This is a genomic window from Fuscovulum sp. (assembly GCA_035192965.1).
In the GTDB taxonomy this organism is placed as follows: Bacteria; Pseudomonadota; Alphaproteobacteria; order Rhodobacterales; family Rhodobacteraceae; genus Paragemmobacter.
In genome coordinates this window covers 239900-252014 of the sequence record CP136571.1, presented here as the reverse complement: position 1 = coordinate 252014, position 12115 = coordinate 239900, and the positions used below count along the sequence as shown (strand labels likewise).

Annotated in this window: 9 protein-coding genes; 3 read left to right on the top strand and 6 right to left on the bottom strand. The window is 62.6% G+C overall.

Going from position 1 to position 12115, the window contains the following annotated elements:
• Positions 1-4: 4 nt before the first annotated feature.
• From mutT to RSE12_01230, 3 genes are read right to left on the bottom strand one after another with little or no spacing between them, the layout of a single operon-like run.
• Positions 5-403, bottom strand: coding sequence for an 8-oxo-dGTP diphosphatase MutT (mutT, locus tag RSE12_01240; GenBank protein WRH62987.1), 399 nt, complete (start codon positions 401-403; stop codon positions 5-7).
• Complete coding sequence (gene argJ, locus RSE12_01235; GenBank protein WRH62986.1) at positions 400-1755, bottom strand: bifunctional glutamate N-acetyltransferase/amino-acid acetyltransferase ArgJ; 1356 nt, start codon at positions 1753-1755, stop codon at positions 400-402. The genes mutT and argJ overlap by 4 nt, the downstream gene beginning before the upstream one ends.
• A 17-nt stretch (positions 1756-1772) precedes the next feature.
• Positions 1773-2630, bottom strand: coding sequence for a peptidylprolyl isomerase (locus tag RSE12_01230; GenBank protein WRH62985.1), 858 nt, complete (start codon positions 2628-2630; stop codon positions 1773-1775).
• Positions 2631-2809: 179 nt separating this feature from the next.
• On the opposite strand from RSE12_01230, the gene secA reads away from it, so the two are divergent.
• The 3 genes from secA to RSE12_01215 all read left to right on the top strand — a co-directional run bounded on the left by secA (position 2810) and on the right by RSE12_01215 (position 8085).
• Positions 2810-5578, top strand: a complete 2769-nt coding sequence (secA, locus tag RSE12_01225) for a preprotein translocase subunit SecA (protein ID WRH62984.1) — start codon at positions 2810-2812, stop codon at positions 5576-5578.
• A gap of 96 nt (positions 5579-5674) precedes the next feature.
• Positions 5675-6559: a hypothetical protein gene (locus RSE12_01220; protein ID WRH62983.1), complete on the top strand. Its 885-nt coding sequence runs from the start codon at positions 5675-5677 to the stop codon at positions 6557-6559.
• Positions 6560-6576: 17 nt separating this feature from the next.
• Complete coding sequence (locus tag RSE12_01215; GenBank protein WRH62982.1) at positions 6577-8085, top strand: phosphate ABC transporter substrate-binding/OmpA family protein; 1509 nt, start codon at positions 6577-6579, stop codon at positions 8083-8085.
• Here RSE12_01215 and radC read toward each other — a convergent pair.
• The 3 genes from radC to dnaK all read right to left on the bottom strand — a co-directional run bounded on the left by radC (position 8057) and on the right by dnaK (position 12073).
• Positions 8057-8827: a DNA repair protein RadC gene (gene radC, locus RSE12_01210; GenBank protein WRH62981.1), complete on the bottom strand. Its 771-nt coding sequence runs from the start codon at positions 8825-8827 to the stop codon at positions 8057-8059. The genes RSE12_01215 and radC overlap by 29 nt on opposite strands.
• A 103-nt stretch (positions 8828-8930) precedes the next feature.
• Complete coding sequence (gene dnaJ, locus RSE12_01205; protein WRH62980.1) at positions 8931-10088, bottom strand: molecular chaperone DnaJ; 1158 nt, start codon at positions 10086-10088, stop codon at positions 8931-8933.
• Positions 10089-10165: 77 nt separating this feature from the next.
• Complete coding sequence (gene dnaK / locus RSE12_01200) at positions 10166-12073, bottom strand: molecular chaperone DnaK (protein ID WRH62979.1); 1908 nt, start codon at positions 12071-12073, stop codon at positions 10166-10168.
• Positions 12074-12115: the final 42 nt, after the last annotated feature.

Below are 12115 nucleotides of genomic sequence, written 5' to 3'. Positions count from 1 at the left end.
TTTGCTAAAGCCAGTCGCGCAGGATCGGGATAAGTGGAATATCGGCGGGGGGCATCGGGTAATCCTTCAGGTTTTGCGCCCTTACCCAGGCCAGACGCTGCCCTTCGCGACCTTGGGTGATTCCCTCCCAGCGACGGCAGGCGAACAGCGGCATCAACAGATGGAAGTCGTCATAGCTGTGGCTCGCAAAGGTCAGCGGCGCCAGACAGCTGGACCAGGTGTCGATCCCCAACTCTTCCTTCAACTCACGGATCAACGCCACCTCGGGCGTCTCACCCGGTTCGACCTTGCCGCCCGGAAACTCCCACAGCCCGGCCAGCGATTTTCCCTCCGGGCGCTGCGCCAACAGCACCCGGCCATCGCCATCAATCAAAGCAACGGCTGCGACCAGAACGATCTTCAAGACCGGTAATCCGCGTTGATCTCCACATAACGGTTGGTCAGATCGCAGGTCCAGACCGACCGCTTTCCCTTGCCCAGCCCAAGGTCGACGCCGATCACCAGATCCTCGCCCAGCATGTAATTCGCGCCGTCCTCTTCCCGGTACTCCGGGTTGCGCCAGCCTTTTTCGGCCACCAAGATATCCCCGAACCGGATCGTCAGCCGGTCACGGTCTGCCTCGGCCCCGGATTTGCCCACGGCCGCCACGATGCGCCCCCAGTTCGGGTCCTGCCCGGCAATCGCCGTCTTCACCAGCGGGGAATTTGCCACCGAGAAAGCCACCCGCGCGGCATCGGCATCATCCTTCGCGCCGGTCACCCGTACTTCGACGAATTTCGTTGCGCCCTCGCCATCGCGGATCACCTGATGCGCCAGGTCCATCATCACGCCCTTCAGCGCAACCTCAAAGGCCTTGGCCACCGCACCCTTCACCTCGGCTGCTGCCGATTGCCCCGTCGCCGCCACCAGCAGCGTGTCCGAGGTGGAGGTATCGCTGTCCACGGTGATGGAATTGAAGGTCGTATCCACATTCCGCGACAGCATCCGTTGCAGGGCCGCCGCCGAAATCTTGGCATCGGTAAAGACATAGACCAGCATCGTCGCCATATCCGGCGCGATCATCCCTGATCCCTTGGCAATTCCGGCAATCCGGATCTCGCCCCCGTCACCCTGCACCACGGCGGCTGCGCCTTTGGGGAAGGTGTCGGTCGTCATCATCGCATGGGCGGCCATCTCGATGGCATCCTCGCGCAGGTCGGCCACCAGATCGCCGATCTTGGACGTGATTTTCTCAAACGGCAGCGGCTCGCCGATCACCCCTGTCGAGGATGAGAATACCCGGCTTGCCGGAATCCCCAACGCCTCGGCCACGCCACCCGTCACCGCAGCCACCGCCGCATCGCCGACCTTGCCGGTAAAGGCATTGGAATTGCCCGAATTCACGATGATCGCCGCGCCTGCGCCCGCAGGAACCTTGGTTTCCAGTTTCGTCTGGCAATCCCGCACGCAGCCCGACCGAGTAAAAGACCGCGTGAACACACCCGCCATCGCCGTTCCGGGTGCCAGCCGCACCAGCATCACATCCTTGCGGTTTTGATACCGCACCCCGGCCTCGACAGCGGCAAACTCCACCCCCGCGATTGCCGGCAGCTTGGGAAAGCCGCCCTTGGGTGCCAGCGGCGATACCGGCTTGGCCTTTTTCTTCGGGGCAGCGGCCAGCGCCGCCCCGATTTCTTCTCCCATCACACGGGCCTTCAGCTTGCGGACTTTCTTCTTCAGCGCCCGCGCTTCTGATTTCCAATCGGTCTTTGCCATAGGCCCGTCTCCCGGTTTCACTTGTCGAGCAGAGTTGCATCCCGAAGCAGGGCCGGGTCAATCCCCTCGCCCGGGCGGGTGATCTCGGACGCGGCGGTCAACTCGGCCAACTTCGCCTCTACAGCGACCTGCTCAATCTCGGCCGCCAGTTCGTCGCGCACTTCGTCAATCGTCGGTTTGGCGGCGTCGCGCACTTCGTTCACCTTGATCAGATGCCAGCCGAAATCGGTTTGCACCGGATCGGTCACCGTGCCCGGTGCTGCTGCGACCACAGCCGCCTCGAACGGGGCAACCATCATGCCCAGCCCGAACCAGCCCAGATCGCCGCCATTCACCGCCGATCCGGTATCGCTGGAATTGGTCTTGGCCAATTCCGCGAAATCCGCGCCGCCATCAATCTGCGCCTTCAATTCCTTTGCCTTCTCCTCGCTGTCGACAAGGATATGCTGCGCCGAATATTCCTTCGCCGCCGGGGCATTGGCGTATTTCGTGTCGTAAGCCGCCTGCAACGCCGCATCCGTCACTGCCTCTGCCACCACGGCCTGCAATGCCTTGCCCGCCAGATAGCTGCGCGCGTCGGTGCGCATCCAGATCTCATCGCGCTTGGTCGCGCTGTCCGCCACCGATTGCTCCAGCGCGGCCTGCTGAATCGCCTGATCCAGAAGCCCGGTGAACAGCATGTCATCCGGCAGCGCCTGATACTGCGCGGGCAGCTTCTCGCGCAGGATGATCAGTTCGCCCAGCGTGATCTCGGTCCCATTCACCGTGGCAACCACCGTATCGGCGGTCGGCGCGGCTTCATCCTGCGCCAACGTCGGCAGCGCCACGCCACAGGCCAGCACAAGCCCTGCCCAGATCCCGTAATGTTTCGCCATCTCACCTTCTCCTGATCGGGCCGCTACCCTCAGCGACGTTGACTATGCCCGGCCTCTCCCTTATCTCGCGGTGGTCGCGTGCGACGGGGCCTGCCGGGCCACTTGGCTCTTCTATGGAAGGCGTTGGGGTCGGGCAAGGCCGCAGCCTCACACGATGATGTCAGGTAGGCGGAGAAAACATGCTTGGTCTTGGAACGCTTGCACGAAAGGTGTTCGGAACGCCGAACGACCGCAAGGTAAAGTCGGTTCGTCCGCTCGTGGCGAAGATCAACGCGCTGGAGCCGGAATTCACGGCGCTCAGCGACGACGGGATCAAGGCAAAGACCGCCGAATTGCAAAAGCGGGTGCAGGAGGGCGGCGAAACGCTGGATGCCATCCTTCCCGAAGCCTTTGCCAATTGCCGCGAAGCCGCCAAGCGCGCGCTTGGCCTGCGCCCCTTTGACGTTCAGCTCAAGGGCGGCATCTTCCTGCATCAGGGCAATATCTCGGAAATGAAGACGGGCGAGGGCAAAACCCTCATGGCCACGCTGCCAGCCTATCTGAACGCGCTTGCGGGCAAGGGCGTGCATGTTGTCACCGTCAACGACTATCTGGCAAAGCGCGATGCCGAATGGATGGGCAAGGTTTATGCCCAGCTCGGCATGACCTGCGGTGTCGTCTATCCCTATCAGGGCGATGCGGAAAAGCGCGCGGCCTATCGTTGCGACATCACCTATGCCACGAACAACGAACTGGGCTTCGATTACCTGCGCGACAACATGAAGATGTCGATCGAAGACATGGCCCAGCGCGGCCACTTCTTCGCCATCGTGGACGAGGTCGACTCGATCCTGATCGACGAGGCGCGCACCCCGCTCATCATTTCTGGCCCCTCGCAGGACCGCAGCGATCTGTATCAAAAGGTCGACGCGCTCATCCCGCTGCTGCGGGCGGAAGATTACAAGATCGACGAAAAGACCCGCTCGGTGACCTATACCGAAGACGGCAACGAATTCATCGAAAAGCTGCTTCAGGAACATGGCCTGCTGCCCGCTGATCAGTCGCTTTATGATCCCGAAAGCACCACGCTGGTTCACCACGTGTCGCAGGCGCTCAAGGCGCACAAGCTGTTCCACAAGGATCAGCAGTACATCGTCCGTGATGGCGAGGTGATGCTGATCGACGAATTCACCGGCCGCATGATGCGTGGCCGCCGCCTATCCGAAGGCCTGCATCAGGCCATCGAGGCCAAGGAACACGTCACGATCCAGCCCGAAAACGTGACGCTGGCCAGCGTGACCTTCCAGAATTACTTCCGTCTGTACAGCAAACTGGCAGGCATGACCGGCACCGCCCAGACCGAGGCCGAAGAATTCATGGAAATCTATGGCCTTGGCGTGGTCGAAGTGCCGACGAACCGCCCGGTTGCCCGCTTGGATGAACACGATCAGGTCTATCGCACGGCCAAGGAAAAATACGACGGCATCGTTCGTACGATCAAAGAGGCCAACGCAAAGGGCCAACCGATCCTTGTCGGTACCACCTCCATCGAAAAATCAGAGATTCTGTCCTCGATGCTCAAGGCCGACGGTGTGCCGCATAACGTGCTGAACGCCCGTCACCACGAACAGGAAGCCAAGATCGTGGCCGAAGCGGGCCGTTACGGCGCCGTCACCATCGCCACCAACATGGCCGGTCGCGGTACCGACATCCAGCTTGGCGGCAACGTCGAGATGAAGGTGATGGAAGCCATCGCCGCCGATCCCCACCTGCACCCCGATGAGGTGCGCGCCCGGATCGAGGCGGAACACGCCGAAGAAAAGGCCAAGGTCATCGCTGCGGGTGGCCTGTTCGTGTTGGGCACCGAGCGCCACGAATCGCGCCGCATCGACAACCAGCTGCGCGGCCGTTCAGGCCGTCAGGGCGACCCGGGCCGGTCCTCCTTCTTCCTGTCGCTCGACGACGACCTTATGCGCATCTTCGGCTCGGAACGGCTGGATTCCGTTCTGTCCAAGCTGGGCATGAAGGATGGCGAGGCGATCGTTCACCCTTGGGTCAACAAATCGCTGGAACGCGCGCAGGCCAAGGTCGAAGGCCGCAACTTCGACATCCGCAAGCAGCTGCTGAAATTCGACGACGTCATGAACGATCAGCGCAAGGCCATCTTTGGCCAGCGTCTGGACATCATGCAATCCGAAGACATCGGCGAAATCGCTGCCGACATGCGCGAACAGGTGATCGACGATCTGGTCGATTTCCACATGCCGCCCAAGACCTATGCCGATCAGTGGGATATCCCCGGTCTGGCCGAGGCGGTTAAGGACAAGCTGAACCTTGATCTTCCCATCGCCGCTTGGGCCGCCGAAGAAGGCGTCGATCAGGACGCCATGCGCGAACGCATCACCGAACGGTCCGATGCCGCCATGGCCGAAAAGACCGAAGCTTTCGGTCCCGAAACCATGCGCAATATCGAAAAGCAGGTTCTGCTTCAGGCGATTGATGGCAAATGGCGCGAACATCTGCTGAAGCTGGAACATCTGCGCTCTGTCGTGGGCTTCCGCGGCTATGCCCAGCGTGACCCGCTCTCGGAATACAAGACTGAAGGTTTCACCCTGTTTGAAACCATGCTCAATTCGCTCCGTCAGGACGTCACGCAAAAGCTATCGCTCATCCGCCCGATGACGAAAGAAGAACAGGACGCGATGATGCAACAGCTTGTCGCCCAACAGCGCGCCGCACAGGCCGCCACGGCACAGGCGGATCAGGCCGCAGCGCCCGCACCTGCCGCTCCGGTTGCAGCCGCCGCTGCCGCTGGTGGCGCAGGCGTCGCCGTGGCCGAAGCGGCTTCTGCCGCCCGGCCCGGCTTTGATCCGGCAGACCGCGCCACATGGGGCAACCCATCGCGCAATGACCTCTGCCCCTGCGGATCTGGCCTGCGGTTCAAGCACTGCCACGGCGCGAACGACTGATCCGGTCGACCGTTTCCGAAATTGCCACAATCCTGCCCTGTGCGGGACGTTATCCCCTGACACAACCATGCCGGTAATGGTGCGTCAGGGGCTGACATGGATCGCAAGCGTAGTTTGGTGATGGCGGGTGGCACGGTGCTTCTGGCGCTGGGTGCAGGGCAGTATATGCAATCGGGGACGGCACAATCGTCTGCTGCCATGATCCCGGTCCCCCGCGCGGAAACACCCACCCCTCTGCGCCTTGCTGCAGCCACGCCGCTCGCCGCCCTTGATCCGCAACCCGGACCTGTGATCACCCCGGTGGCCTTGGTCGATGAACCGCTTGTCCCGCTGCCCACGGCCGAACCCGATCTCAAGCCGGAACCGATACCCGATCCCGCGCCCGCAGCGCAGGCCGATCTTTGCCCCGTCACACTCGATGCCTTTGCCGCCGCCGATGCCATGCTGTCCATCAGCCTTAGCGCGCCCTGCCATCCCAATCAGACGGTTGTGCTGCAACATGCCGGCCTCGCCGTCACTTACCAGACCACCGCCACCGGTGCGCTTTTCATCGACATTCCTGCCCTTGATCCTGCAGGCGCGCTTTCGCTCCGCCTGCCTGATGGCACCGAAGCCCGGGCCAGCGCCCCCGTGCCCGAAGTCGCCGCCCTGCGCCGCCTTGCTGTGCAATGGATGGCCGGTGACCGCTTCACCTTCCGCGGCGATGGCACCCAGATTGCTCTTGGCACGCTCTCCGGCCCTGTCCCCATGCTGGCTGAGATTGTCACCCTCTCGTCAGACGCGACCATCTCCCCCGCGATCGAGGCGGAAATCACCCCCGAAACCTGCGGGCGCGAATTGCTGGGCGAAGTGCTCTACAGCGCTGCCGGCATCGTGACCCGCGCCGACCTTAGCCTCGCCATGCCCGAATGCGATGGCACGGGTGGTTTTGTGGCCTTGAATAATCCGGTCCCCGACACGAAACTCGCCGCCACAGAGTAAGGGCTTGGCGGGATTGAATGAAGGTTGTGTCGTATCGTGTCGCGGTTCTTGCTGCCTGTCTTTGTGCAGGCATGGCGGCGGCGCAGGATGTGACGCTGACCGCGCGTGATGGTGGGCTGTCGCTGACCGGCACGCTGCAAGGTTGGGATGGCGAATTTTACAGAATCGCAACCGAATATGGCCCGCTGACGGTGGATGGACAGGGCGTCATCTGTGACGGCCCCGGTTGCCCGGATCTGATGGCCCCGCGTATCCCCGTCCGCATCGTGGGCGAAGGCGATCCCGGCCGCAGTCTGATCCCGCCCCTTGTGGCAGCCTTCGCCACATCGCGCGGGCTCGATCACAGCGTCACTGACGCCACCGCCACCCTTACCGATCCGACCACCGGTCAGATACTGGCTGAATTCACCTTCCAACCCATGGGTCAGGAGGCTGCGCGCGCGGCTCTGCTGTCGGGCGGCGCGGAACTGATCCTATCTGCCAGCACCGAACCCGATCTGGGGTCGCGCCCGCTCGCCCTTGATGCGCTGGTCCCGGTTGTTGCTGCCGACAACCCGGTTGCGCAAATCTCTTCGGCCGATCTGGCGCGCGCCCTGTCGGGCGAGGTGACGAACTGGTCTGAAATCGGCGGCCCCGACATGCCGCTGGTCCTGCATGGCCTGCCCGCCACCAACGGCCTGCAACGCGCCCTCTCTGGCCGTTTGGGGCGCGAGGTCGCGGCGACGGAGGTTCACCCCGATTTCGCCACCCTGGCCGAGGCTGTCGCCCGCGATCCCTGGGCGCTGGCCGTTACCGCCCGCGCTGTGGCTGGCAAGGCCCGTGCTGTAACCCTGACCGACAGTTGCGGCTTTCCCCTGCTGCCCAGCACACTCGCGGTGAAGGCCGAGGATTATCCCCTCTCCCTTCCGCTCCACCTGCTCACCCCGCGCCGCCGTCTGCCGCTGATGGCGCGGGAATTCCTTGAATTCCTCAGCTTGCCACAGGCCCAACAGGTGATCGCCGCGCAGGGCTATGTCGACCGCGACGCCGAACGCCAACCGATGACGGCCGATGGCCTGCGCCTGATCAACGCCATTCAGGGCGCGGGCGAAGAAACCACGCTGGCTGATCTGAAGCGTCTTGTCGATGTGATGGATGGCGCGGATCGTCTGTCCTTCACCTTCCGGTTCGAAGATGGGTCCAGCACGCTGGACGCCCACTCGCGCGGCAATATCGAAGACCTTGCCCGTCTGCTTGATTCCGACGGGTTTCGCGGCGAGGCAATGATCTTGGCAGGGTTCTCTGATGGGTCCGGCGCTGCAAGCGCCAATCTTGCCCTGTCGCAAACCCGGGCCGAGGCTGTTCTGGCTGCCCTTCAGGCCGCCACGCCCGATCTGCCCCCGGATCGTCTGCCGCAGGTCATGGCCTTTGGCGAGGCGCTTCCGATGGCTTGCGATGAAACCGGCGCAGGCCGCCGCCTGAACCGGCGGGTAGAGCTTTGGCTGCGCCCCGATTTCCTTAAATCAGACGCTCCGCCCGCAGACTGACCTCGCGGCTTTTGCCGATGATCAGATGGTCATGCAGCGTGATCCCCAGCACAGCGCAGGCCTGCATGATCTGTCGCGTCATGTCGATATCCGCGGATGAAGGTGTAGGGTCACCAGACGGGTGGTTATGCACCAGTATCAACGCCGAAGCGCCCAGTTCCAGCGCGCGCTTCACCACCTCGCGCGGATAGACTGGCACATGGTCCACCGTGCCTTTCGCCTGTTCCTCATCCGCCACCAGCACATTCTTGCGGTCCAGAAACAGGATGCGGAAATGCTCCTGTTCGGCATGGGCCATCACGGTATGGCAGTAATCCAGCAGCGCGTTCCAGGATGACAGCACAGGCCGCTGCATCACCCGCGACCGCGCCATGCGCTGCGCCACCGCCTCCATCAGCTTTAACTCCATCACTACCGCGTCGCCCACGCCATGCACCTGCATCAGCCGGGCAGGGGGGGCCGATACGACCCGCGCCAGATCGCCGAACGTGTCCAGCAACCGCCGCGCCAGCGGCTTTACATCCTGCCTACCGATGGCGCGGAACAGGACCAGTTCCAGCAGTTCGTATTCCGCCACCCCTTGCCCGCCGGTTTCAGTAAACCGCGCGCGCAGCCGTTTGCGGTGATCGGTGATGTAACTGGGCAGCCGCCCCGTCAGCGGTGTGGCACACACCGCCTCATCCTCATCCCCGGCGGGGAAGAGCGGCAAGGTTCCTTCGTGAAAATGCTGTGCCTGTCTCATACCGCCAGTGTCCGCGAAACAAGTGAACAGGGCCTTAACGCCCGCGGCATGCAAAAGGGCCACCGGTTTCCCGATGGCCCTTTCAAAGGCGCTAAGGATCGGATCAGCTCTTCATTCCGTCCCAGAAGCCTTTCACCTTGGAAAAGAAGGTCTTTCCCTCGGGGTTGTTTTCTTCGCTCAGCTTCTCGAATTCCTGAAGGATTTCCTTCTGCCGCGCGGTCAGGTTCACCGGCGTTTCAACGGCCAGTTCCAGCACCATATCGCCCAGACCGCCACCGCGCAGCGCCGGCATCCCCTTGGCGCGCAGCCGCATCTGTTTGCCCGTCTGAGCGCCCGCCGGCACCTTCACGCGGCTGCGGCCACCATCAATCGTCGGCACCTCAACCTCGCCACCCAAGGCGGCTGCTGTGATGCTGATGGGCACGCGGCAGAATAGATGCACCCCGTCGCGTTGAAAGATCGGGTGTTCCCGCAATTCGATGAAGATATACAAATCGCCCGCAGGCCCGCCGCGCAACCCTGCCTCACCCTCACCCGCCAACCGGATGCGTGTGCCCGTCTCCACCCCAGCCGGGATGTTCACGGAAAGCGACCGCTCCTTCTCGATCCGGCCCGCCCCGCCACAAGACCGGCAGGGGTTTTTCACGATCTGGCCCATGCCGTTACAGGTGGGGCAGGTCCGTTCCACGGTGAAAAAGCCCTGCTGCGCCCGCACCTTGCCCATGCCCGAACAGGTGGGGCATGTCACGGGTTCTGCGCCGCCCTCGGCCCCGGTGCCGCGACAGGTGTCGCAGGCCACGGAAGTGGGTACGTTGATCGTTTTCTGCACGCCCTGATAGGCTTCTTCCAGGGAAACACGCAGGTTATAGCGCAGGTCAGACCCGCGCTGTGCGCGTGACCGTCCGCCACCCGCACCCCCGCGCGTGCCACCCATGAAATCGCCGAACAGGTCTTCGAACACGTCCGAAAACGCGCTGGCGAAGTCGCCATTGCCCGCGCCGCCAAAGCCCTGCGCCCCGCGCCCGCCACCGCCGCCCTCAAAGGCGGCATGGCCATACCGGTCATAGGCGGCCTTGCGATCGGCATCCTTCAGCACGTCATAGGCTTCGTTCACTTCCTTGAACTGCGCCTCGGCATTCGGGTTGTCCGAATTCCGGTCAGGATGCAGCTCCTTGGCCTTCTGCCGATAGGCTTTCTTCAGCTCGTCGGCGGATGCGCCACGTGCCACGCCTAGAATGTCGTAGAAATCTCGTTTTGCCATTCGGGACAAAACCCCCTCTCAGAACCGGGTGGGGGCGGTCCGTTTCCGAACCGCCCCCTCTTCCGATTCACGCGGTGTTACTTCCGCTTGTTTTCGCCCAGATCTTCGAAATCGGCATCGACGATGTCATCGTCCACCGGACGCGGCCCGTCTTCCTCGGCCCCGCTGGCATCGGACTGGCTGGCCTTGTAGATCGCCTCGCCCAGCTTCATCGCCGCTTCCGTCAGGTTCTGGATGCCGCCCTTGATCTTGCCGACATCCTCACCTTTCAGCGCTTCTTCCAGCGGCTGCATCGCCAGCTCGATCGCTTCCACAGTCGAGGCATCGACCTTGTCGCCATGCTCGGTCAGCGACTTCTTGGTCGAATGCAGCAGGCTTTCGCCCTGGTTCTTCGATTCCACCAGTTCCCGACGGGCCCGGTCCGCATCGGCATTCGCCTCGGCGTCCTTGACCATCTTTTCGATGTCCTCATCGCTCAGGCCGCCCGAGGCCTGAATGGTGATCTGCTGCGTCTTGCCGGTGCCCTTGTCCTTGGCGCCGACGGACACGATCCCGTTGGCGTCAATGTCAAAGGTCACCTCGATCTGCGGCATGCCACGCGGTGCTGGCGGGATGTTTTCCAGGTTGAACTGGCCCAGCATCTTGTTGTCGGCGGCCATCTCGCGTTCGCCCTGGAACACCCGGATCGTCACGGCGTTCTGGTTGTCTTCGGCGGTCGAGAAGATCTGGCTCTTCTTCGTTGGGATCGTGGTGTTGCGGTCGATCAACCGGGTGAACACGCCACCCAGCGTTTCGATCCCCAGCGACAGCGGGGTGACGTCCAGCAGGACCACATCCTTCACGTCGCCCTGCAACACACCCGCCTGAATGGCGGCACCGGCGGCCACAACCTCATCCGGGTTCACACCCTTGTGCGGTTCCTTGCCAAAGAACTTGGTGACCTCTTCGATCACGCGCGGCATCCGGGTCATACCACCCACGAGAACGACCTCGTCGATGTCCGACGTCGTCAGACCGGCATCCTTCAGCGCGGCGGCGCAGGGCTTCATCGACTTCTTGATCAGGTCATCGACCAGCGATTCCAGCTTGGCCCGGGTCAGCTTCACCACAAGGTGCAGCGGCTGACCGGTGTTCTTGTCCATCGAAATGAACGGCTGGTTGATTTCGGTCTGCTGGCTGGACGAAAGCTCGATCTTCGCCTTTTCGGCAGCTTCCTTCAGACGCTGAAGCGCCATCTTGTCCAGCGTCAGGTCGACGCCATGCTCTTTCTTGAACTCATCCGCCAGATAGGTGACGATCCGCATGTCGAAATCTTCCCCGCCAAGGAACGTGTCCCCGTTGGTGGATTTCACCTCGAACAGGCCGTCATCGATCTCCAGAATGGTGATGTCGAACGTACCGCCACCAAGGTCATAGACCGCGATGGTGCGGGTTTCTTTCTTGTCCAGACCATAGGCCAGCGCGGCCGCCGTCGGTTCGTTGATGATGCGCAGCACTTCCAGACCGGCGATCTTGCCGGCATCCTTGGTGGCCTGACGCTGGGCGTCGTTGAAATAGGCGGGAACCGTGATCACGGCCTGCGTGACGGTTTCACCCAAATAGGATTCGGCGGTTTCCTTCATCTTCTGCAGGATGAATGCCGAGATCTGGCTGGGGCTGTACTTCTCGCCCCGCACTTCGACCCAGGCATCGCCGTTGCCGCCGTTCACAACCTTGAACGGAATGTTCTTCTGATCCTTCAGCACCGCTGGGTCGTCATGGCGGCGCCCGATTAGGCGCTTGACGGCAAAGACGGTGTTGGCGGCGTTCGTGACTGCCTGCCGTTTGGCGGGCTGGCCCACCAGGCGCTCACTTTCCGTGAACGCAACAATAGATGGCGTCGTGCGCGCGCCTTCCGAGTTTTCGATGATCCGGGGCTGCGAACCATCCATGATGGCAACGCAAGAGTTCGTGGTCCCGAGGTCAATCCCGATGACTTTGGCCATGATATGCTACCTCTTCTTTCGGCGATGTTTTGGGGACGGACC